General features: G+C 50.7%; 19 protein-coding genes and 1 riboswitch. Of the genes, 11 read left to right on the plus strand and 8 right to left on the minus strand.

All coding sequences use genetic code 11. From position 1 onward, the window contains the following. Positions 1–44: 44 nt before the first annotated feature. The 5 genes from ABD07_RS01300 to purB all read right to left on the minus strand — a co-directional run bounded on the left by ABD07_RS01300 (position 45) and on the right by purB (position 6026). Positions 45–494, minus strand: coding sequence for a hypothetical protein (locus tag ABD07_RS01300; RefSeq protein ID WP_160816784.1), 450 nt, complete (start codon positions 492–494; stop codon positions 45–47). A gap of 159 nt (positions 495–653) precedes the next feature. After that, a complete protein-coding gene (dnaJ, locus tag ABD07_RS01305; RefSeq protein WP_160816785.1) occupies positions 654–1763 on the minus strand; it encodes a molecular chaperone DnaJ in 1110 nt (369 codons plus the stop codon). Positions 1764–1905: 142 nt separating this feature from the next. Next, complete coding sequence (dnaK, locus tag ABD07_RS01310; protein WP_160816786.1) at positions 1906–3849, minus strand: molecular chaperone DnaK; 1944 nt, start codon at positions 3847–3849, stop codon at positions 1906–1908. Between the two features lie 68 nt (positions 3850–3917). Beyond that, complete coding sequence (gene grpE / locus ABD07_RS01315; RefSeq protein WP_160816787.1) at positions 3918–4511, minus strand: nucleotide exchange factor GrpE; 594 nt, start codon at positions 4509–4511, stop codon at positions 3918–3920. 138 nt (positions 4512–4649) lie between these two features. Next, complete coding sequence (gene purB / locus ABD07_RS01320) at positions 4650–6026, minus strand: adenylosuccinate lyase (protein ID WP_160816788.1); 1377 nt, start codon at positions 6024–6026, stop codon at positions 4650–4652. A 205-nt stretch (positions 6027–6231) separates the two neighbouring features. Continuing rightward, a riboswitch (cyclic di-GMP riboswitch) is annotated at positions 6232–6322 on the plus strand. A 163-nt stretch (positions 6323–6485) separates the two neighbouring features. On the opposite strand from purB, the gene ABD07_RS01325 reads away from it, so the two are divergent. Together ABD07_RS01325 and ABD07_RS01330 are read left to right on the plus strand one after the other, a co-directional pair. Continuing rightward, positions 6486–7322 (plus strand): FxDxF family PEP-CTERM protein, encoded by an 837-nt coding sequence (locus ABD07_RS01325; protein ID WP_160816789.1) that lies wholly within the window; start codon positions 6486–6488, stop codon positions 7320–7322. A 212-nt stretch (positions 7323–7534) separates the two neighbouring features. Then, complete coding sequence (locus ABD07_RS01330; RefSeq protein WP_160816790.1) at positions 7535–9739, plus strand: cytochrome-c peroxidase; 2205 nt, start codon at positions 7535–7537, stop codon at positions 9737–9739. Positions 9740–9816: 77 nt separating this feature from the next. Here the strand turns inward: ABD07_RS01330 and ABD07_RS01335 are convergent, their stop codons facing one another. Then, positions 9817–11151 (minus strand): DUF3422 family protein, encoded by a 1335-nt coding sequence (locus ABD07_RS01335; protein WP_160816791.1) that lies wholly within the window; start codon positions 11149–11151, stop codon positions 9817–9819. Positions 11152–11316: 165 nt separating this feature from the next. On the opposite strand from ABD07_RS01335, the gene bioA reads away from it, so the two are divergent. The 7 genes from bioA to ABD07_RS01370 all read left to right on the plus strand — a co-directional run bounded on the left by bioA (position 11317) and on the right by ABD07_RS01370 (position 19485). Beyond that, positions 11317–12654: an adenosylmethionine--8-amino-7-oxononanoate transaminase gene (gene bioA / locus ABD07_RS01340; protein ID WP_160816792.1), complete on the plus strand. Its 1338-nt coding sequence runs from the start codon at positions 11317–11319 to the stop codon at positions 12652–12654. Positions 12655–12677: 23 nt separating this feature from the next. Continuing rightward, complete coding sequence (locus tag ABD07_RS01345; RefSeq protein ID WP_160816793.1) at positions 12678–14075, plus strand: MBL fold metallo-hydrolase RNA specificity domain-containing protein; 1398 nt, start codon at positions 12678–12680, stop codon at positions 14073–14075. A 293-nt stretch (positions 14076–14368) separates the two neighbouring features. Then, positions 14369–16483, plus strand: coding sequence for a 5-histidylcysteine sulfoxide synthase (ovoA, locus tag ABD07_RS01350; protein ID WP_160816794.1), 2115 nt, complete (start codon positions 14369–14371; stop codon positions 16481–16483). Beyond that, a complete protein-coding gene (locus ABD07_RS01355) occupies positions 16480–17649 on the plus strand; it encodes a MalY/PatB family protein (RefSeq protein ID WP_160816795.1) in 1170 nt (389 codons plus the stop codon). Before ovoA ends, ABD07_RS01355 begins: the two co-directional genes overlap by 4 nt. Positions 17650–17779: 130 nt before the next feature. After that, positions 17780–18541: an RDD family protein gene (locus ABD07_RS01360; protein WP_160816796.1), complete on the plus strand. Its 762-nt coding sequence runs from the start codon at positions 17780–17782 to the stop codon at positions 18539–18541. Between the two features lie 89 nt (positions 18542–18630). Beyond that, positions 18631–19182 (plus strand): hypothetical protein, encoded by a 552-nt coding sequence (locus ABD07_RS01365; protein WP_160816797.1) that lies wholly within the window; start codon positions 18631–18633, stop codon positions 19180–19182. 108 nt (positions 19183–19290) lie between these two features. Next, complete coding sequence (locus tag ABD07_RS01370) at positions 19291–19485, plus strand: NF038104 family lipoprotein (protein ID WP_160816798.1); 195 nt, start codon at positions 19291–19293, stop codon at positions 19483–19485. Between the two features lie 16 nt (positions 19486–19501). Here the strand turns inward: ABD07_RS01370 and phoR are convergent, their stop codons facing one another. Continuing rightward, on the minus strand, positions 19502–20809 hold the full coding sequence (gene phoR, locus ABD07_RS01375) for a phosphate regulon sensor histidine kinase PhoR (protein ID WP_160816799.1): 1308 nt from the start codon (positions 20807–20809) through the stop codon (positions 19502–19504). A gap of 158 nt (positions 20810–20967) precedes the next feature. After that, positions 20968–21690, minus strand: a complete 723-nt coding sequence (phoB, locus tag ABD07_RS01380; RefSeq protein ID WP_160816800.1) for a phosphate regulon transcriptional regulator PhoB — start codon at positions 21688–21690, stop codon at positions 20968–20970. 86 nt (positions 21691–21776) lie between these two features. On the opposite strand from phoB, the gene ABD07_RS01385 reads away from it, so the two are divergent. Continuing rightward, positions 21777–22187, plus strand: a complete 411-nt coding sequence (locus ABD07_RS01385) for a gamma-butyrobetaine hydroxylase family protein (protein ID WP_108699770.1) — start codon at positions 21777–21779, stop codon at positions 22185–22187. Positions 22188–22238: 51 nt separating this feature from the next. Next, a complete protein-coding gene (ubiE, locus tag ABD07_RS01390) occupies positions 22239–22973 on the plus strand; it encodes a bifunctional demethylmenaquinone methyltransferase/2-methoxy-6-polyprenyl-1,4-benzoquinol methylase UbiE (RefSeq protein WP_160816801.1) in 735 nt (244 codons plus the stop codon). Positions 22974–22987: the final 14 nt, after the last annotated feature.

The following is a 22987-nucleotide window of genomic DNA, read 5'->3' on the forward strand; positions in this document are numbered from 1 at the left end:
CGCGCCAAAATTACTGGCGTGCAAGCGGAAAGATGTGATACCGCTTAAAACAACCCCATATATAACCACCGATGACTAAAGGTATCATCGATTTTAATATTTGAGTCATCGTAATCACCGGAGTAATCAAGCTGTATGTGCGGAAAATCGCTGAGCATAAGCGCGCGCATCGTACTGTGCAGAATAAAACTATAGCTGTTTAATGAACCTTGATCATTATCACGCACGTGCAATTGACTAGCATCCGTGCCATTCTTCAAGCAGCTGATTGTTTCTTCGTTGACAAGGATATTATCGGAAACGGCAGTAATTCTAAGCGAGCTAAGAATACTTTCATCGCCGATATCAAAATATACCCCATACAAATTTCCCATGGCGCTACCGACCTGTTTCACTTTGAACAATAGCGCCCCGCCCGCCACTTCTTCAACTGTCACCCACGCTCTAGCATGATTGGCTGCGGTACCGTTAATCAGAAAAGATATTGTCGCCATGATTGCCCCCTGAATTAAATTTGTAATTACTGCCTTATAAAGTGATCGTGTTTCGTGAACTCAGGCGTAACTATAAATCGCGGGAGCAATCCAATTGTGAAGCGAATGTAAACTCTTTGTTAAATGTTAGTCAAAATTGCTCAAGTTAACACCGGTTTCCTACTCGGAGAAGAATTCCCGCGCTTTGTCCATCCACGACTTAGCACGCGGGCTGTGGCGAGGACCGTCTTTCAAGCTGATCGCTTCCAATTCTTCCAATAGTTCTTTCTGGCGCGCCGTCAGTTTGACTGGCGTTTCCACCACAACATGGCAAAGCAAATCGCCTTTGTCGTGACTGCGCACACCTTTGATTCCCTTGCTGCGCAAGCGGAAAATCTTGCCGGTCTGCGTCTCGGCCGGCACTTTGATTTTGGCATGGCCTTCCAGTGTCGGCACTTCAATGTCTCCACCCAGCGCGGCGACGGTAAAACTGATCGGAATTTCACAGTGCAAATTATCGCCATCGCGGCGGAAAACGGAATGCGCCGATAAATGGATCACCACGTATAAATCGCCCGGCGGGCCGCCGTTTAAGCCAGCTTCACCTTCACCGGAAATACGAATGCGATCGCCATCGTCCACACCTTCCGGGATTTTCACGTTCAGTGTCTTTTGCTGCTTAATGCGCCCTACACCATGACAGCTTGCGCAGGGGTGAGTAATAATTTTGCCGTTGCCTTGACACTTGGGACAGGTTTGCTGGATAGAGAAAAAACCTTGCTGCATTCTGACTTGCCCGTGGCCGTTACAAGTCGGGCAGGTTTTCGGCGAACTACCCGGCTTGGAACCGCTGCCGTGGCAAGCATCGCATTCTTCTAGGGTGGGAATGCGGATCTTAGTTTCGGTTCCGTGCGCCGCTTGCTCCAGGGAAATTTCCAGGTTGTAACGTAAATCGGAGCCGCGATGCACATTGGAGCGTCCGCCGCGTCCACCGAAAATATCGCCGAAAATATCGCTAAACGCATCGCTGAAACCCTGTGCGCCACCGCCACCGCCTGCATTTGCATCAACGCCGGCATGTCCGAATTGATCGTACGCAGCCCGCTTATTCGCATCCGTCAGTACTTCATAAGCTTCCTTGGCTTCTTTGAACATCTCCTCCGATTTCACATCGCCTGCGTTGCGATCGGGGTGATACTTCATCGCCAATTTACGATACGCTTTCTTGATTGTCGCTTCATCGGCATCGCGGCTGACACCGAGTACATGATAATAATCTCGCTTACTCATCTTGACTTCCTGCTCGCGTGATAAGGGTATGTTGTTCTGATTGTTGAAATTTATGCTTTATTCAAACACTAAAACGCAGAGCTCACACCAGCATTTTCTGCGCTGCCGTGTGTGCCTCTGCGTTCGATTGGTTTAACAACAATTACTTTTTGTTTTTAACTTCCTCAAATTCCGCATCCACCACTTCACCTTCCACCGGCTTTTCGCCCCGGCCGGATGATGATGAAGCTCCGGCTTCAGGTTGTGCTTCCCCGCCGCCTTGCTGATCTTTTTGTTGATACATCTTTTCAGCCAGTTTATGCGCCGCTTCGGTTAACGCCTGCGTTTTGGCATCGATCTCGTCTTTATTGTCGGTTTTCAGCACATCTTCTGCATCTTTCAATGCAGCTTCGATCTTGGCTTTTTCATCGCTGCTCAATTGATCGCCATGCTCTTTCAGCGATTTCTTCACCGAATGAATCATCGCATCGCATTGATTGCGGCTGGAAACCAGTTCCAGCGCCTTATGATCTTCCTCGGCGTGTGCTTCGGCGTCTTTGACCATGCGCTCAATTTCATCATCCGACAACCCTGAGCTTGCCTGGATTTTGATTTTATTTTCCTTGCCGGTCGCTTTGTCTTTCGCGGATACGTGCAAAATACCATTGGCATCGATATCGAAGGTCACTTCAATTTGCGGCATACCACGCGGTGCCGGTGGAATATCGCTCAAGTTGAATTGTCCCAGGCTTTTATTTCCTGAAGCCATCTCACGCTCACCTTGCAGCACGTGAATCGTCACTGCGGTCTGGCTATCGTCCGCGGTGGAGAATACTTGCTGCGCTTTGGTCGGGATCGTGGTGTTTTTATGGATCAGTTTGGTCATTACGCCGCCCAGTGTCTCGATACCCAGTGACAATGGCGTCACATCCAGCAGCAGAACATCCTTCACGTCGCCTTTCAGCACGCCGCCCTGAATGGCCGCGCCGACCGCTACCGCTTCATCCGGATTAACGTCTTTGCGTGGTTCTTTACCGAATATTTCCCTGACCTTATCTTGCACTTTCGGCATACGGGTTTGTCCACCGACCAGGATCACATCGTCGATGTCCGATGCGTTTAAACCGGCATCTTTGATCGCCGTACGGCAAGGTCCGGCGGTACGTTCGATCAAGTTTTCCACCAGGCTTTCCAGTTTCGCGCGGGTTATTTTCACCGCCAGATGTTTCGGCCCGGAAGCATCCGCCGTGATATACGGTAAATTCACCTCGGTCTGCTGGCTGGAAGATAACTCGATTTTGGTTTTTTCCGCCGCATCTTTCAAGCGTTGCAGCGCCAGCATATCTTTTTTCAGATCGATACCGGTTTCTTTTTTGAATTCATCCACCAGATACTCGATCACGCGCGAGTCAAAATCCTCGCCACCGAGGAACGTATCGCCGTTGGTCGCCAATACTTCAAATTGATGCTCGCCTTCAACTTCGGCGATCTCGATGATGGAAATATCGAATGTACCGCCACCCAAGTCGTATACCGCGATTTTCCGGTCACCTTCTTTTTTATCCAGACCGAAAGCCAGCGCCGCAGCGGTCGGTTCGTTGATAATCCGTTTTACTTCGAGACCGGCAATCCGTCCGGCGTCTTTGGTTGCCTGCCGTTGTGAATCGTTGAAATAAGCCGGTACCGTGATGACCGCTTCAGTTACGGTTTCACCCAGATAATCCTCGGCGGTTTTTTTCATTTTCATCAGTACTTGCGCGGAGACTTCCGGCGGTGCGATTTTCTTGCCGCGTACTTCCACCCAGGCATCGTTGTTATCCGCTTTAACAATACTATACGGCACCATCTTGATGTCACGCTGCACCATATCTTCGTCAAAACGCCGTCCGATCAGCCGTTTGACTGCAAACAGGGTATTTTTGGGGTTCGTGATTGCTTGGCGTTTGGCGGAAGCGCCCACCAAAACTTCATTATCTTCCGTATAGGCCACGATGGAGGGCGTTGTCCGCGTGCCTTCCGAGTTCTCAATGACTTTCGGTTTGCCGTTTTCCATGACGGCTACACAAGAGTTCGTGGTACCCAGGTCGATACCGATGATTTTTGCCATGTTTAGATCCTTTTAAAGATTAATTCTGTCTGTCGATGGGTATAAAAATGGAGATACTTGTAAAAAATTCAAGAGTCTTTCGCTTTTGAAACGGATACAAGCGCCGGGCGGATAATGCGTTCATGCAGTTTGTAACCTTTTTGCATGACTTGAACAACGGTATTTTGCGGCTGTTCGGAATCAATCATGCACATGGCCTGATGTTGATGCGGATCGAATTTTTCACCTTTAGGATCAATCGCCTTGATGTTGAATTTATCGAAAACGCTGATGAGTTGTTTTTGTGTAAGCTCCATGCCGCTTTTGAAATTTTCAATCGTCGCGTTCTCGACCGCCAACGCGGCGTCCAAGCTGTCCATCACCGTCAGCAATTGCGCCGAGAAGTTTTCGATTGCATATTTATGTGCATTGGAAACATCGGTTTGCGCGCGTTTGCGGATATTTTCCGTTTCCGCTTTGGCGCGGATCCAGGCATCGTGATGCTCGGCCGCTTTAATTTCCGCTTCTTTCAGCAAATGCTCCCAATCGGGTTGCGCGTTGGTGATTTCCCCGGTTTGAATGGTGGCATCGCTAGTCGCTCCGGGGATTTTAATTTCTTCCTGGGAATCTGCCATTTCTTTTGGACTCGCTTCTGTATTGTGTGAATTTTCTGGACTTTGCATCGTAGCTCCTCATAACTGTGAGGGCGATATTGGGATAGCATTGCCAAATTTCAAGCCGGAAATGAAAATTTATCTGTGAATCTGGAGAGAAATGATGAATTAATGATACCAATCAGTATCTTATTCATCGAAATAATTTTAACCTTTGATTCTTCCGGCCAGATCGCGCGCTTTACCAATATAGTTACGCGGCGTCATCGCCAATAAACGATTCTTTTCGGTTTCCGGAATGCTTAAACCAGTGATGAATTGATGCAACGCTGCCTGGGTGATTCCACCTTTGCCACGCGTCAGCGCTTTGAGCTGTTCGTAAGGATTGGCAACGCCATAACGCCGCATCACGGTTTGAATCGGCTCCGCCAGAATCTCCCAGGCATTATCCAGATCGGCGGCCAGCTGTGCCGTATTGACATCCAGTTTGTTGAGTCCTTTGAGGCATGAGTCATAGGCCAGAAGCGTATGGCCTAACGCCACACCCATGTTGCGCAATACGGTGGAGTCGGTTAAATCGCGTTGCCAGCGGGACACAGGCAATTTTTCGCTCAAGTGCCGCAACAAGGCATTGGCAATCCCCAAATTACCTTCCGAGTTTTCAAAATCAATCGGATTGACTTTATGCGGCATCGTGGAAGAACCCACTTCATCCGCTTTGGTTTTTTGCTTGAAATAGCCAAGCGAAATATAGCCCCAGATATCGCGATTCATATCCAACAAAACGGTATTAATCCGCGCATAGGCATCGAACAATTCGGCCATGGTATCGTGCGGCTCAATCTGTGTCGTGTATGGATTGAATTCCAATCCCAATTTCTCGACAAACGATTGCGCGAGCTTTTCCCAATCCAGGTCCGGGTAGGCGGATAAATGCGCGTTGTAATTACCCACTGCGCCATTGATTTTGCCCAGTATGGCGACAGCCGCGAGTCTTTCCTTGCCGCGCTGCAAGCGGTACACGGTATTGGCGATTTCCTTACCCAATGTGGTCGGTGTTGCCGGTTGCCCGTGCGTGCGTGCCAGCATCGCCACATCGGCCAATTGATGCGCCAATTCGATCAAGCGCGCAATGATTCTGTCGAGCACCGGTAGCATGACTTTTTCCAGACTTAACTTCAGCATCAAGCCGTGCGACAGATTATTGATATCTTCCGAGGTACAGGCAAAATGAATGAATTCGGCCACTTTGACCACTTCCGCATTACCGCCGAGCTTTTGCTTTAACCAATATTCCACCGCCTTAACATCATGATTGGTCGTCACTTCGATGGCTTTAACCGCTGCCGCGTCTTCGACCGAGAAATTAGCCGCCAAACCGTCCAGCTGCGCATGAGTTGGTGCGGAAAAAGCCGGTACTTCCGCAATCTCAGGAGCATCGCTCAACGCTTTAAGCCACGCAACCTCAACTTGCACACGGAAACGAATCAGCGCGAATTCACTGAAATAGAATCGTAATGGTTCAACTTTGCTGTGATAACGGCCATCCAGGGGAGATAAAGCGGTAATAACGGTGGAATTCATGATATTGGCATTTTTTCAGATGGCCGGATTTTACCATGCTTGCACTGTGCTCAAAGCGGTTAATTTTCCCGGCAATTTCCCGGCAATTTCTAGCGCAATGCCGCATTGCTATTGAGGTGTGGCAATTTGCCGCAGCGACAATTTGCCGCATTGTTTTATCAGAATTTTCCCATAAACTATAAAAACGTAATTTATTGAGGCAGATATCAGACAAAGCCACGCTTGCCGCAAGACAGGCACGGAAAGCCAGCGGATCTCATCAGAATCTCATCAATTGAGATGGCCGGGTTGCCTCCCATGAGTGTGGGGAGTAGCTGAAACCAATCGTGTGAAATTACTGCACAAGTTTCAGATCATCGCTCAAAAAGAAGCGCCGCACAGTTGTTGTTTCTTCTCAATTCCACAAACAACCGGCAGCGCCGCATAACCTTTTAAATAGTATCGTTTTGGAGAAAAAAAATGCAATTAAAATCATACCATAAGAAAACAAGCACGCTGGCTTCAGCCGTTATTATTTCGCTGGTGGCATTGGCAAGCAGCAGTGTTCACGCTGCCGATGCCGTATCTTTCAAACCCTGGGTCGGCAGCGATAATGCCGTGAGTCTGGGCGAAACGATCACGGCCAATGAAAATGGCTTGAAAAGCGCATACACAGGCAATCCGAATCTGAATTTCTCTGCTTGGGCGCATACCGGAGATTGGTTTGTTTTTCAAAATACCAATTTGGCGGATGTTAGCGTAACCGTTTCCGGCGCTGCTGGATTTGCTCCCGGTTTGACCGTATGGGCAACCGGCGCTGCGAAATTTGACGGCGGCACCGAAGGCTTCGCCTCAGAAATCAGTGCCGCAGGATTTGGCACGCCACACTCACTCAATGCTACCGGTGCAATTGGCGATGCAGGAACGCTGTGGATGGCCAACGGTCAAGGCGGTAACGTCGTTGAAACCCTTGGATATGCAGTCTCAGGTCCGGCAGCATTCACTGCGGCCGACACTGGTTGGGGCGAAACCGTTTTTACCGGCGCACATGATGTTAGCTTGACCAATACGTTTGAAAACGGCGTAACCGGTAGCACGAGTGCAAATTTAGCATCACTGACTTTCAACGACTTAGCAGCGGGCTGGTATACCGTGTATGTCGGTGGAACGAATCACGCATCGGCAGGCGGTGCATTTGCATTGACGGTTAGCGCAGTACCGGAAGCAGAAACCTGGGCGATGTTGCTCGCAGGTCTGGGTTTGGTTGGCTGGCGTCTGAGAAGATCATCAGCAGAATCATGCGAAGCTACAGCTTAATCACCGCATGATGTAGCAGTTACGGAGGGTTTTTTACAGAATCCTCCGGTTTCATCAACAGTATCAATCAAGCCATCATTGAATTTCATGCAGCTTAACCATGGCTCGTGATGAATAAAATTGTGAGCGCCTCAAACATGTAAATCGTTCTGATGTTCCATAACACACCATAGCGCACATACTGAATTACAGGGCGCATGAGGAGTAATATCATGATAATCAATATAAAAAACACCATTATTACCTTAGTCCGGATAGCTTGCCTTACTATTTGTATCGCTTCAGTGGCGCGGGCTGACGGATTCGGGCCTATTCCCATGTCTCTGAAAGGCGCGCCGGTTCCCGAAGTGCCCGGCTTACTGGACGGCCCTGATCCGATCATTATCAACAAAAATAAAGCAATCGCATTGGGCAAAGCTTTATTTTGGGATGTTAATGTGGGAAGTGACGGCATCTCTTGTGCCACCTGCCATTTTCACGCAGGCGCGGATCGCCGCACAAAAAACCAGATCGCACCCGCCGGCAGAAATAGCACACTACCCAAGGAATTTTCGCTGGCCAGCGACGGAACACCTCGTGGACCGAATAGCAAACTGAAGAAGACCGATTTTCCTTTTTTCCAAACCAGCGATCCGATGAGCCCCACCGGTGAACCTATTTATGTCAACGATGACGTGGTATCGTCCTCGGGCACTTTTGGTGGCGATTATCGTGATGTCGAATGGTTTCAGGCGAAATACGACGAATGCGAACGCAGCACCGATCCGGTGTTCCATGCCGGCGCAAAAGGCACGCGTAAGGTTGAACCGCGCAATACGCCGACCATCGTCAATTCAGTTTTCAATTTCCGTAACTTCTGGGATGGCCGCGCCAACAATATTTTTAATGGCAGCAGTCCCTGGGGGGATCGCGATCCGGATGCCGGTGTCTGGGTGAAAAACAGCGACGGCTCAGTCACCAAACAGCGGTTAAGACTAATCAATTCCTCGCTCGCATCGCAAGCCGTCGCGCCTCCGCTGGATAACTTTGAAATGGGTTGTCATGGCCGCACATTTGCCGATCTGGGCCGTAAATTACTAAACCGTAAACCGCTGGAACATCAGCGCGTTCACTGGAACGATAGCGTCCTCGGCCCTTTTGCGTACAGTACCAATAATAACTTGCAGAAAGGTTTGAATACGCGTTATTACCGCTTGATCATGGATGCATTTAATTCCAAGTACTGGAAGCATAACGAAGTCGGTCTGTTTGGCGCTCCCTCGCCCGCCTCGGCAACGCACGATTTGCCTTACCGGCAGATAGAAGCCAATTTTGCCATGTTCTTTGCACTTGCTATTCAAATGTATGAATCGACGCTCATCTCGGACGATTCACCTTTCGACCAAAGTGAGGTTGATGAACATGGCATGCCGACTCAACTCAGCGAATCGGCAATGCGCGGACTGGATGTTTTCCGTGATTCGCATTGCGCACTTTGCCATATCGGCCCTAATTTCACCTCATCCGCTGTCGTGACGAATGGTATTTTGCAAAAAATCAATCCGCATGCTTTCGGCAACTCCTCTTTCCGCATCAGTACCACGAATGTGGTTACCTATTTATCGCTGACCGGCGGCATGATGTTTCAGGACACGGGCTTTTCCGGAACCGGCGTTACACCCGTAGTGAACGATATCGGTTTGGGCGGCACCGATCCATTCGGTAATCCTTTATCGTTTGCCGATCAATATATGCAGCTTTTAGCTGGCAATAAAGCGGGAGTTATTGATCCTTATGTTGCCGATGTGCGGGCATGCGATTTTGATACCGCCATTGCACTGGATCGCGATAAGCCGCACCCGCTGCTATTTACCCGCGCGGATGGCATACAAAAGCAAACGCAGGATAGCGCGGATTGTTTCAATCCGGCAGGCGCATTTATCCCGACAGTTGACTCAGCAGCTGCGGAATTAAAGAAAGCCAAGAGAAAACGTTTTTTAAGCGCTGCTGCGGGTACATTTAAAATTCCGACATTAAGAAACATAGAATTGACCGGCCCTTACATGCATAACGGCGGTATGGCTACATTGGAAGAGGTGCTGGAATTTTATATCCGGGGCGGTAATTTTGAAGTGCCACCGAAAGAATTCGGCAAAGTTTTCTCTCTGGTTGACTTGCAATTGTCAGCGGAGAACCGGGAAGATTTGCTTAATTTTCTAAAAAGCCTGACGGATGATCGCGTACGCTATGAGAAAGCGCCCTTTGACCATCCGGAATTGGTCGTACCACACGGTCATACAGGAAATAATGTGCTGATCACGACAACTCATGCGTTGAGCGATAACCTCGCGGCGGATGAATATTTCACGGTACCCGCGGTAGGCGCCGAAGGACGGGGAATCAACCCGTTGCATTCATTCGAGCGCTATCTGCAGTAACATTTGTAGTGTAGTTTGTTCGCAAAAATAGGCTTGAGAATAACCCGCAGAGGTTTTTTCAAGCCTGTTTATTCATTTTAATGCAACTTAAAAAACTTATCGTGGATGCGCCGCGTAGCCCGCCATACCGCCCAGAGCACGACCGGAATCATCGCACCGGCAACCAGTTCAGGGTGAATCGGCAAACCCGCCGCCTTGCCGGCCTTAGCCATATACAGCAATAAGCTGACGACATAATACGAAATTGCCGCAATCGACAAACCTTCCACCGTACTTTGCAGCCGCAGCTGGAGTTCCTGACCGCGCGTCAGTTTTTCCAGCAACTGCTGATTCTGCGTTTCAGTCAAAATATCGACGCGAGTGCGCAACAAAGCGCTGGCGCGTGAAACGCGCGCGGAAAGATAGCTCATGCGCTGCACGGTCGCTTCAACCGTCGCAATCGCCGGAGACAACCGCCGTTGCATGAACTCACCAATCGTCTGAGTGCCCGGTATGGCTTGCTCCCGAAGTTCGGCGATACGTTGCGTGACCAGCTTGTTATACGCTTGTGTCGCGGCAAAACGATAGGCATGTTCAACCGTCGCACGTTCAATCCGCGCGGCTAGCGCAATCAACGTATCGAGCAATTCCTGATCGGATGCCGCTTTATTTTCCAATCGCGCCGTGATATCCGCCAGCTGCTGTTCCGCGCTGGTCAATTCCGGAATCAGCCGTTTGGCAACCGGCAAACCGCGCAACGCCATCAGGCGGTAAGTTTCGATTTCGAGCAAACGCTGCGACACCCGTCCGGCGCGCGTCTCGGAAGAGCCTGCTGGCATAACCACCAGCATGCGTTCAAAGCCGCTATGCCGCAACATGAAATCCGTAACCGCCAGGGAATGCCGTTCCCTGCCGATCAACGAGGCCACCACAGGATTTCCCCCCAGCCATTTGCGGGCCTGCAACAACAATTCTTCGGGTTGATTGAGATCGCCGCAGACCATCGCCAGTTTAACCGCAGCAAACGTGCGGCCAGGAATTTCAGCCAGCCAATCGCGCGGTAACGTCACATAGGAAAGTAATTCCGGATCGGTCGCACCCAATTGCGCGGTTTCAGGTAAATGCTGCACTACCGAGTAGCGTGTAAATTCGCTGTGACGCTCCCAGCGCACGGCATAGCCCTGTAAGCGCAAACGCAGAAAATTATTTTGCAACTGTTCGAGCATCAGCGTTTGCTGACCGGGAAGACGGCGCAAATGCGCGCATTCTTGTTCACGCGTGATGCCTTCGTTAATGACTACTACATACACCACCAGTGCAGGCAAGCGAATGCGCTGACTGGGACGGGCATGCACCTCGTTGTGCAACAAAATTCGTTGCGGATCATTATCGGGCAGTAAGTCGGTTAAACCGGAATCGATATCGGAGTACATGCAGGCAGAATAAGCAAAATGGTTTGAAGGCTTGAATGTACCAAGGATCCCATGCCAGGTCAAAAACACTGAAAAACTGCACTTCATAGTCTACAATGACCGGTAACTCCAGCAGACAATCTGCGGTTGCATGCATTTTTAGCTGATTTCCGTATTCATAAAAACATGGTAAATTCCGATCACACATCCGCTTCACCGGCCTCGCAACTCCAGCACAGAAGCCTTACCGCTGTATGGCACCCCTGCACGCAAATGAAACAGCACGAAACCTATCCGCTGGTTCCGGTGGTGCGCGGAAAAGGCGTGTGGTTATACGATGCAGACGGTAACCGTTATCTGGATGCGATCAGTTCCTGGTGGGTCAATTTGTTCGGTCACGCCAATCCGGTCATCAATGCCGCGATCCGCGATCAATTGGAAAAAATCGAGCATGTCATGCTGGCGGGCTTTACCCATGAGCCGGTTGTCACGCTATCGGAGCGGCTCAAACGCATCGCGCCCGGTTCGCTCGGACATTGCTTTTATGCCAGCGACGGCGCATCGGCAATTGAGATCGCGCTAAAAATGAGCTTCCACTACTGGCTTTTGAACGGGCAACCGCAAAAGAACGGTTTTATCAGTCTGCAAAATGATTATCACGGCGAAACGCTCGGCGCATTATCCGTCACCGATGTAGCCATTTTCCGTGAAACCTATGCGCCACTGCTCAGACCCTGCACCCATGTCCCCACGCCGGATTGGCGCTACGCGGAAGCGGGCGAATCGGCGGAAAGCTATGCGCTCCGCGCCGCTACTGCATTGGAACACTATCTGGCGGAACATTATGCGCAAACCGCTGCGCTTATTCTTGAACCGTTGGTTCAAGGCGCAGCGGGTATGGGCATGTATCACCCGGTTTATTTGCAGCGCGCCCGGGAAATTTGCAATCGCTATCAAGTCCACCTGATCGCCGATGAAATCGCGGTCGGTTTTGGCCGCACCGGAACCCTGTTTGCCTGCAACCAAGCCAGTATCGCGCCGGATTTCCTATGTCTGTCGAAAGGCTTGAGCGGCGGTTACTTGCCGCTTTCCGTGGTGATGACAACCGATACGGTTTTTCAGGCTTTTTACGACGACAAAACCGCGCGCGCATTTTTGCATTCGCATTCGCACACCGGCAATGCGCTGGCGTGCCGCGCCGCTTTAGCGTCTCTGGATATTCTTGAGCAAGACCAGGTTATTGCAACGAACACACTCAAGACCGCGTATCTGAATCGCATCGCAGCACCGCTAACGGATCATCCCAAAGTCCGGAATTTCCGCAATTGCGGCATGATCTGGGCTTTCGAGGTCGAAACGGACGATGCCGATTTTGCCGCGCAATGCTTTCAAGCCGGATTGAAGCAACAGTTAGTGCTGCGCCCTTTGGATAAAACCATCTATTTCATGCCACCTTACATCATTAGCGAGAAGGAAATGGATTTACTGGTCGACGGCACGTTGCACGTGCTGAATACGCTCTAACTTGATCACAGGGAGTGAATGCGATGCAACTGACATTTTTGGGTGCAGCGGGTGAAGTAACCGGTTCCAGTTATCTGATCGAAACCGGATCTGTCCGTTTTTTGGTCGATTGCGGGATGTTTCAAGGCGGACGTGAAGCCGACAAAAAAAACCGCACGGCATTTCAATACGATCCCAAGACCATCGATTTTGTCTTGCTGACGCATGCGCATATCGATCATTCCGGTTTATTGCCACGGCTAAGCGCGTGGGGTTTTCGCGGTCCGGTTTATTGCACGGCGGCAACGGCGGATTTATTGCAAGTGATGTTGAAGGACAGCGCTTACATTCAGGAAAAGGAAATTGAATGGCGCAATCAATCGCGCCGCCGCGGTCAATCCGCACAGGATCTTGCACCGCTTTACACCGTGACACAGGCGGAAGCGCTGTTAAAGCAATTGCAGCGCGTCGATTACAATACCGAACTCAATCCACATCCGTCGATACGTTGCTGTTTCCGCGAAGCGGGTCATATTCTCGGTTCCGCCATCATCGAGTTGTGGATCAAGAAACAGTCCGGAGACAAGAAAATTGTGTTTTCCGGCGATCTGGGAAAACCCGGCCATCCGATTGTGCGCGATCCGGCTTTCATCCGCCAGACCGACATCCTCCTGATCGAATCCACTTATGGCAACCGCCTGCACCGCAACATGCCTGATACCATCGACGAGCTCGTGTACGCCATTAACAACACGCTCGAGCATAAAGGCGGCAACGTCATCATCCCGGCTTTTACCGTCGGACGCACGCAGGATCTGCTGTTTCTGCTGATTGACTTGTACCGCCAGGGTAAACTGGGCGAAATGGCGATTTATGTCGATTCGCCGATGGCGCGAGCGGCGACCGAAATCACACTGAAACATCTGGCACTGCTCGACCCGGAAGCTTCCGATGCGTTGCACTGGATGAATCAGAACGTGCAAAAACCGCGCATCCATTTTGTGCAGGATATCGAAGAATCCATGCAGCTCAATCACATCAAGCACGGCATTATCATCATTTCAGCCAGCGGCATGTGCGACGCCGGCCGTATCAAGCATCACCTGAAATACAATCTTGACCGCGCCGAATGCAGTATTCTGATCACCGGATTCCAGGCGGAAAGAACATTGGGCCGACGGCTTGTCGACGGTGCAAAACAAGTCAAAATTTTTGGCCAGGAGATTCACGTCAGAGCCGCCATTTATACCATCGGCGGACTCTCAGCCCACGCCGATCAGGCCGATCTGCTCGATTGGCTGGGCCACTTCGAAAAAGCGCCGGAAAAGATTTTTGTGGTACACGGCGAACTCAGCAACTCCACCGCCTTAGCCGCTGCCATTCAGGAAAAACTCCATTGGAATGCGATCATTCCAGACTATTTGTCGGTTGTTACCCTGTAAATCCGCTGTGCCGGGTACAACCGCACCCTTCGTTCGGAATCAATGGTATAAAAGAACATTGCCGCAACGCGTGGTAAGCGGCACACACGCCCCATCGATCAGCAATTAACTGCCCGGAACGCGAAATTGCCCGGCGCTCAGTCCGTGAAACAAGTCATTTTTGTAAATTTCTTGTAATCTTTTGCACGCAATATCAACGCTTAATGACATTTATCCCGGTTAAAGTATGGCTTGAAAATCGCGAGGCGTTATAATACCGGCTAATAACTGAGTAAACTACTAAACATTATCCTATGCAACAAACCTTATTCCAAAGAACACCTCTGCTGGATGGCGACGATATCACCGCAAAACGCGCGGAAATTCGCGCTTATTTTCACACCACACTGGATCGTTACGAGCAGCTTTTTGAAACGTTGCGCAATGACGAAGCCTACTATAAAAAACCGATTTCACTGCGCCACCCGCTGATTTTTTATCTGGGACATACGGCGACTTTTTTCGTCAATAAATTGATTCTTGCCGGACTCATCCCCGAGCGCATCAATCCCCGGCTGGAATCGATTTTCGCCGTCGGTGTCGATGAAATGAGCTGGGACGATCTCGACAGCACGCACTATGATTGGCCCAGCGTCGGCGAAGTGCGCGCTTACCGCAAAACCATGCGCACCTTGGTCGACAAACTGATTACGACGATGCCGCTGGTGTTGCCGATCACGTGGGAAAGCTCTTGGTGGCCGATTGTGATGGGTATTGAGCATGAACGCATTCATCTGGAAACATCGTCAGTTCTGATCCGCCAGCACGCACTGCATTTCGTGCAACCGCACCCGGACTGGCAGCCCTGCCGCAAATCCGGCGCTGCGCCGCAAAATACATTGGTCGATGTTGCCGCCGGAACGGTCACACTGCATAAAACCAAAACCAATCATCAGCACTACGGCTGGGATAACGAATACGGCCTGCACAGCGCCGACATTGCCGCCTTCCAAGCCAGCAAATATCTGGTCAGCAACCGGGAATTCCTGCCCTTTGTCGAAGCCAATGGCTATCGCACCGAAAGTTATTGGCAGGAGGAAGGCCGTTCCTGGCAAAAATTCACGCAAGCGGAATACCCCACTTTTTGGATTAAAAAAGGCAATGACTGGTGTTTGCGCTTGATGACCGAAGAAGTGCCGATGCCGTGGGATTGGCCGGTTGAAGTCAATTATCACGAAGCCAAAGCATTCTGTAATTGGAAAGCCGCCGTAACAAAACAACCGGTCCGGCTGCCGACCGAGGACGAATGGTACCGGTTGTACGATGTTGCGGATCTGTCCGAAGTGCCGTATGACCGCAAAGCCGCCGGCAATCTTCATTTAGACTATTACGCGTCCTGTTGCCCGGTGACGGAATTTCCGCAAGGTGAGTTTTACGACATCACCGGCAACGTCTGGCAATGGACCGAAACGCCGACGTATCCGTTTGAAGGCTTCGACGTGCATCCGCTGTACGACGATTTCACCACGCCGACCTTCGATAATCAGCATAATCTGATCAAAGGCGGTTCGTGGATTGCCTGTGGCAACGAATCGCTGCGCAGTTCGCGCTATGCCTTCCGCCGTCATTTCTTTCAGCATGCGGGATTCCGCTACGTGGTATCAAACGCCCCGGCCACCTTGCTCAGCTCCAATTACGAAACCGACAAACTGCTGTCGGAATATGCGGAATTTCATTACGGCGACACTTATTTCGATGTACCCAATTTCTCCAAAGCATTGGCGGAAATCGCTATCGCCGCGATGGGCAACCGGCCTAAACGCACCGCGCTGGACTTGGGCTGTGCCTCTGGTCGCTCGACCTTCGAGCTGGCCACAGCGTTCGATCACGTCACCGGCATCGATTTCTCCGCGCGCTTCATCGGCCAGGGTGTGCAACTGGCGCAGCAAGGTATTTTGCGCTATACGCTGACCGACGAAGGCGAGCTGGTGTCGTACAAGGAACGTACACTGAGCAACCTGGGTCTCGATCATGTCAAGCACAAGGTTGAATTCTTCCAGGGCGATGCCTGTAATTTGAAGCCGATATTCACCGGCTACGACCTGATTCTCGCCGCCAATCTGATCGACCGCTTGTACGATCCGGCCAAATTGCTCACCGGCATCCACACCCGCATCAATCTAGGCGGTTTGCTGATGATCACATCGCCGTATACCTGGCTGACCGAACATACCAAGAAAGAAGCATGGATCGGCGGATTTAAGCGCGATGGTGAGAATTTCACCACGCTCGACGGCCTGAAAGAAATGCTCGGCAAGCATTTCCGCCTGATTCAAGGCCCGCAAGCCGTACCGTTCGTGATCCGCGAAACCAAGCGCAAATTCCAGCACACACTGGCGGAAGTCACGATCTGGGAGCGCATCGCTTGAGCGACGCGTTCGATTTCGACCGGGAAATCGATCGCACAGGCACACACAGCGTCAAATACGACAGCCGCCTTGCAGTATTCGGCAAGGCCGATGTCATCCCGGCGTGGGTGGCGGACATGGATTTCGCCGCCCCGTCCGCCGTCACCCGTGCACTGACCGGACGCGCGCAACACCCGATCTACGGTTACACGCTGTTTCCCGACAACCTTTACGAGGCGCTGATCGACTGGCTGCAGCGGCGGCACAGCTGGAAAATACAACGTGAATGGATCGTGATGTGTCCCGGCGTGGTGCCGTCGATCAACGCCACCGTAATGGCGCTGACGCAACCGGGCGAGGCCATCATCGTTCAACCACCGGTGTATTTCCCGTTTTTCTCCGCCGCCACGCAAACCGGCCGCAAGCTGGTGCACAACCCGCTACGGCTCGACCACGGCCGCTACAGCATCGACTTCAATCATCTGGAACAATGCGCCCGGCAAGCCAAATTCCTACTGCTATGCTCGCCGCACAACCCGGTCGGCCGCGTGTGGCAACCGGAAGAACTGGAACGATTGCTGCAACTCGCCGCAATGCATAATCTGGTCATTTTTTCCGACGAAATCCACCACGACCTGATCTACCCCGGCCAGCAACACCACATCCTCGCCGCGCTAGCATCCAACCAACACTCCGTCATCACCGCCGTCGCACCGAGCAAAACCTTCAACATCCCCGGCCTGAACCTGTCGGCCTTAATCGTTCCCGACAAAACGATACGCAACGCGATCAATCAAGTCTTCAACAGCCTGCACGTCAGCGCCTCCAACCCGTTCAGCGTCATCGCCTTTGAAGCCGCCTACCGCGGCGGCGAAGCCTGGCTGGAAGCACTAAAAATCTATCTGCGCGACACACGCGATGCCGTCGAATCGTACCTCGCCGAGCATTTGCCTGAAATCACAGCCATCCCCGCCGAAGGCACCTACCTGCTATGGCTCGACTGCCGCGCCATGAACCTGACCGATGCCGAACTGAAACACTTCTTCATCCACCAAGCCGGTATCGGCCTGAATCCCGGCGTGCAATTCGGCCAGGAAGGCAGCGGATTTATGCGGTTGAATATTGGCGCGCCGAGACAGACGGTTTTGCGGGTATTGGAAAAAATCAGATTGGCTATGCGCCGATAGCGTTATGCTCCCAAACTGGGAGAACGAAATAAATTGGGTATGCTGACAAAGCTAAATGGGTCAATCCATTTGAAGTATAAGAAAACGCGGTAAACCACCATATTTTAGATTTCATTTATGACGTATTATATTGCGTCATTTTGAACGTGCGATTTTAACCATAGCTTTGGGGCAGAAGGAAAATTCGATGTTTTGTACTCAGTGTGGCAAGGAAATAATAGATGATGCGAAGTTCTGCAAACATTGCGGAGCACCTCTGGAAGCCACGGATCAAAAAACGCTGCAAGAACCCCATGAGATTTTACCCACTACTTCGCCCATACCAATACAAGCCACCACTTCTGTTGCCCAAGTTCGCCCGTGGGTTCGGTACTGGGCGCGTATGTTCGACCTCTACTTGATCTCTATCGTGAGTGGCATCGCCATCAGCATCATCTATCCAGACGCGTTCATCGAGCAGAGTAGTGATCAGTTGTTCGGACTTGCTGTAATTTTTGCTTGGGTATTCATCGAATCGTTATTCCTTTCAACAACAGGCACAACGCCTGGCAAGTGGCTATTCAAGATCCGCCTTATTCCACCGTCAGGAGAGACAGCGGATTACTCAACTGCTTTCTCAAGAAGTTTCAAGGTTTGGTGGCGTGGTTATGGCATCGGATTTCCACTTGTCAGCCTCATCACTCTGATAGTGTCGTATAACAAATTGACAAATAACTGCATAACCACCTGGGATAGAGATAGTGGATTCACTGTTGTGCATGAGCAAATTGGCCTGCTACGGGTAATTCTTGCTATCGCTTTCTTTGTTAGCTTCCTGTTTCTTGTCGCCATCGGAAGCACAACCGATATCGAACAAATAATTCCAGTCGACACAAGTTCGTGGCATGTTTGAGCTTTGCCGTTAGCCACCTTGTGGAACTAATCAAGTTTGGTATGATGACGAATGAATTAGATAATTCGATTGATAAATAAGGAGATAACATGAGCGATAGCGTGTTAAATTGCATTCGTGATGTAATTATATCGCTTGATCCAGACATCAAAGTCTCCGATGTTATTGCATTTTTTGCATTGCTGATTTCCTTTTACTCGGTGATCTACGCACGTGGGCAAAGAATAGCAGCAGAGCAAGCAAATTTAATCGCAATTCACGAAAGCCGCCGCCCGTTGCGACTGCAAGTTTTCCAATCAATGCACCACTTCTCGAAGTACTGCTCGGCATATTGGACGCGTTATCACATGGGCGAAGTAAACCGAAGCCGAGAACTCATGGAACGCATTGACACTTTCAAATGGGAAATCGAACAGCACGGCCATCTGGATATGCCTAATATAGAGGAGAGGGCCAAGGCCTTCATAAATAGCGCATGGAAGCTTCAGAGGCTTGTCGACCGCATTGCGAACGGGCAGAACAACGCACATGATCCGGAGTATACAACTGCTAAGGAGAATGTAGAGGGGCTCGTAGATTGGTTTGATAAGGAAAATCGTGAACTCAAGGCTCTCTTTCAGCCATACTTGAGCGCGGCATAATCATCCCTCAAATTGAGGTAAGACACGAACCCCAACATAAACGCAATCTTCTACCGTTGGGCTTCATTTCATTCAACCCAACCTACTAGATTCCACCATTCCATATCTATGTTTTCCACTTCCCGATTGCTTATCACATTGCTATTCCTGCTGCATTTGACAGGATGCGCTGTTTTGGCGGTTGCCGATGCTGCCGTCACCGCTGCTGCGACGGCAGCCAAAGTCACGGTTAAAGCTGCTGGCGCGGTTGTCGATGCAGTTATTCCCGACAGCAAGGAAAAAAACTCGGAACCGGATAAATAAGCATCACCTGCAAGCATCACACATCGGCCGATACCAGCCGTTTGGCAGGAAACCAGATCGTGAACCGGCTGCCTTTGCCGACTTGGCTGGTAATTTCGAGGCGCGCCTCGTGCCGGTTCAATACATGTTTGACAATGGCGAGTCCCAGTCCGGTGCCGCCGGTTTCCCGCGAACGGCTGCTATCGACGCGATAAAAGCGCTCCGTTAAGCGGGGAATGTGTTCCGGTTCGATGCCGATGCCGCTATCTTGCACCCAGAATACCCCCTGCCCGTTGCGTTTCTCCCAATTGATCGTAATCTCGCCTCGATCCGGGGTGTAGCGAATGGCATTGCTGATCAGATTACCAAATGCACTGCGCAGTTCTTCCTCACTGCCCAATAATTGATCTTGCGCGGCGACATTCAATTTGATTTCGTGACGGCCCGCGCTGAGCGATTCCGCATCCTGCAAAACAACGTGCAGCAAATTCACGACATCCACGGTCTTTTCGCTTACTTTGTTTTGCTCATTTTCCAGGCGTGACAGAATCAGCAAATCTTCAATCAGCCGTTGCATACGGAATGTTTGTTCCGTCATTAACGCCAGGGCGCGCTTATTGAAACCGGTATTGACCTGTTCATCGGCTGATAAGGTTTCAAGAAACCCGCCGATGACGGTCAGCGGCGTGCGCAACTCATGAGACACATTGGCAATAAAGTCGCGCCGCATCGTTTCTATTTTCTCAAAGCGCGTAATATCGCGGCTGATCAGCAGTTTCTGGTTATATCCATACGGCACTAATTGCAGCGAAACGATAATGCCGTGCTGGCGTGTTTGTTTCAGAATCAGAGGATTGCTGAACTGGCCCGCGGCAAGATACGTCACAAACGGTATTTGCCTGACCAGATAAGTAATTTGCTGGCCTGCATCCAGTGACAGATTAATCCCCAAGTGCTGTTCGGCAACCGGATTACACCATTCAATCCGGTCATTTTGATCCAGGATCACAATGCCGTCAGGCATCGCGGACGTGACACTTTGCATGCGCTCTAGCGCTAAACTGAGTAACTCCTGGCTTTGGCTATGCTGGCGCACATAACGCGCCAAATGGGCGAAGACATCGTCCCAGGCGCCGGAACCCGCCGGAATACTGGCCGGTGTATGATCCGAAAGTTGCAGCCAACGTTCCAGTGCAACGATATGGCGGATATGATGAAACACCATCCATAACATGACCAAGCCGAAGAAAAACAAGGCCTTCGCGGCACCGAGGATCATCCAAAGTAACGCGGTAATAAAGATGACAAACAGAATGTTAGAGGAACGCTGCCAGATATCGGACACTTAATAAATCCTGAGAAAAGTCATTAGGTGAAGAAAATTCCAGCTGAGATCGTTTCGAGAATTCGCTGTCGCATCGGGTAGACAATAATAACTTTGCATTTTTTCTTTAATCTATCGGCCTGGTATCCATGCGCGCATCTACATGCAGCGATCAAGGTTTAAATGCCAGAACCGGAATCCTTGACTGACTGCCCGGCTGTGGCGGAAAACCGGTAGCCCGCGCCGCGGACAGTTTGTATCCATTCATCCTTACCCGCTAATTGTAGCGCTTTGCGCAACCGGCGGATATGTACGTCGACGGTGCGATCTTCAACAAACACATGATCGCCCCACACCCGGTCGAGCAATTGACTGCGTGAATAAACCCGTTCGGTGTGCGTCATCATAAAATGCAGCAAACGATATTCGGTCGGTCCCAATTCAATTTCCTGGTTCCCGGCCATTACGCGGTGATTGACCGGTTCAAGCCGCAGGCCGTCGATTTCAACCGCTTCGTCGGAGGCTTCCGGAATGAGCCTGCGCAGTACGGCATTGATGCGCGCCACCAGTTCGCGCGGCGAGAATGGCTTGGTGATGTAATCGTCCGCGCCCATTTCCAACCCGGCGACTTTATCGGTTTCCTGCGTGCGCGCGGTGAGCATGATAATCGGAATCAAGCGTGTACGTTCGTTTCGCCGCAATATCCGGGCGAATTCAACGCCATTCATTCCCGGCAGCATCCAATCCAGCAGAATCAAATCCGGCAAAGCCGCCGTGATCAGCGTCATGGCTTTCTCGGCATTATCCGCGCAAACTGTCTCGTAACCGGCTTGCTGCAGATTATAAGTGATCAACTCCTGTATCGCAGCTTCGTCTTCCACAATCAATATTGTTGCCGTCATATAAATTCCTGTATCGATCAATTTTTTCCGTACAGTTTGCTACAATGCACCCCATCAGCTTTTAATCCCAATGCAGTGAATACGACATGGCCGGTTTAACCAAAGACACTCCTTATCCGACTGAAATCAAGTTACACCAGAAATCCAGAATACTGGATATCGCTTTCTCCGATGGCAAAACTTTCCAATTTCCCTGTGAATTTTTGCGCGTTTATTCGCCTTCCGCCGAAGTCAGCGGACATGGCCCCGGTCAGGAAGTGCTGCAAACCGGGAAAAAGATGGTCAGTATCGTCAAAATCGAACCGGTTGGTAATTATGCCATACAGCTTAATTTTACTGACGGCCATAATACCGGGCTTTATTCATGGGACTTGCTCTATAACTTCGGTCTTAATCAGGATAAAATGTGGCAGCGGTATCTGCAACGCATGGAAGAAGCAGGTGCGAGCCGGGAACCCGCAAGCCGGACAAATACCGCACCGCATTCCTGCAAGTAAATTTTTACCGGTCATCATTCAGCCATCACACTCTACAATTCAATTCCCGTCATGACAAAAACTACTCATTTTGGCTTTAATACCGTTGCAGAAGAAGAAAAAGCCGGCAAAGTCGCGGAAGTATTTCATTCCGTAGCGGAACGCTATAACCTGATGAACGATTTGATGTCGGTAGGTATGCACCGCTTGTGGAAGCGCTTCACCATTGAAGTCAGCGGCGTTAAGAAAGGTGACAAGGTTTTGGATATCGCGGGCGGCACCGGAGATTTAAGCGCGCTGTTTTTGCAAAAAGTCGGCAAGTCGGGTGAAGTTTGGCTGACCGATATCAACAACTCCATGCTATCCATCGGCCGCGACCGCATGATCGATGAAGGCACGCCCACCCCCGTGGCGCAGTGCGACGCAGAAAAACTACCCTTTCCCGACAATTATTTTAACTGCGTGAGCGTCGCATTCGGTTTGAGAAATATGACGCACAAGGATGTCGCACTCAAAGAAATGCTCCGGGTCATCAAACCAGGCGGAACGGTTATCGTGCTGGAATTTTCCAAAGTCTGGAAACCGCTGCAACCGGCCTATGATACCTATTCGTTCAAGTTACTCCCGGCCATGGGAAAAGTGATCGCCGACGATGCGGAAAGCTACCGCTATTTGGCCGAATCGATCCGTATGCACCCTTCCCAGATGGAATTAAAGGAATTGATGGAGCAAGCCGGTTTTGACCGCGTGGAGTATTTCAATTTGACCGCGGGTATCGTGGCGCTCCATCGAGGATACAAGTTCTAAACATAAAACAGCCA

The organism is Nitrosomonas oligotropha, assembly GCF_009833085.1.
Lineage (GTDB): Bacteria > Pseudomonadota > Gammaproteobacteria > Burkholderiales > Nitrosomonadaceae > Nitrosomonas > Nitrosomonas oligotropha.

Coding starts and splice junctions, on each gene's coding strand:
- ABD07_RS01300 (WP_160816784.1), bottom strand. CDS start 494: ATGGCGACAATATCTTTTCTGATTAACGGTACCGCAGCCAATCATGCT.
- dnaJ (WP_160816785.1), bottom strand. CDS start 1,763: ATGAGTAAGCGAGATTATTATCATGTACTCGGTGTCAGCCGCGATGCC.
- dnaK (WP_160816786.1), bottom strand. CDS start 3,849: ATGGCAAAAATCATCGGTATCGACCTGGGTACCACGAACTCTTGTGTA.
- grpE (WP_160816787.1), bottom strand. CDS start 4,511: ATGCAAAGTCCAGAAAATTCACACAATACAGAAGCGAGTCCAAAAGAA.
- purB (WP_160816788.1), bottom strand. CDS start 6,026: ATGAATTCCACCGTTATTACCGCTTTATCTCCCCTGGATGGCCGTTAT.
- ABD07_RS01325 (WP_160816789.1), top strand. CDS start 6,486: ATGCAATTAAAATCATACCATAAGAAAACAAGCACGCTGGCTTCAGCC.
- ABD07_RS01330 (WP_160816790.1), top strand. CDS start 7,535: ATGATAATCAATATAAAAAACACCATTATTACCTTAGTCCGGATAGCT.
- ABD07_RS01335 (WP_160816791.1), bottom strand. CDS start 11,151: ATGTACTCCGATATCGATTCCGGTTTAACCGACTTACTGCCCGATAAT.
- bioA (WP_160816792.1), top strand. CDS start 11,317: ATGGTAAATTCCGATCACACATCCGCTTCACCGGCCTCGCAACTCCAG.
- ABD07_RS01345 (WP_160816793.1), top strand. CDS start 12,678: ATGCAACTGACATTTTTGGGTGCAGCGGGTGAAGTAACCGGTTCCAGT.
- ovoA (WP_160816794.1), top strand. CDS start 14,369: ATGCAACAAACCTTATTCCAAAGAACACCTCTGCTGGATGGCGACGAT.
- ABD07_RS01365 (WP_160816797.1), top strand. CDS start 18,631: ATGAGCGATAGCGTGTTAAATTGCATTCGTGATGTAATTATATCGCTT.
- ABD07_RS01370 (WP_160816798.1), top strand. CDS start 19,291: ATGTTTTCCACTTCCCGATTGCTTATCACATTGCTATTCCTGCTGCAT.
- phoB (WP_160816800.1), bottom strand. CDS start 21,690: ATGACGGCAACAATATTGATTGTGGAAGACGAAGCTGCGATACAGGAG.
- ABD07_RS01385 (WP_108699770.1), top strand. CDS start 21,777: ATGGCCGGTTTAACCAAAGACACTCCTTATCCGACTGAAATCAAGTTA.
- ubiE (WP_160816801.1), top strand. CDS start 22,239: ATGACAAAAACTACTCATTTTGGCTTTAATACCGTTGCAGAAGAAGAA.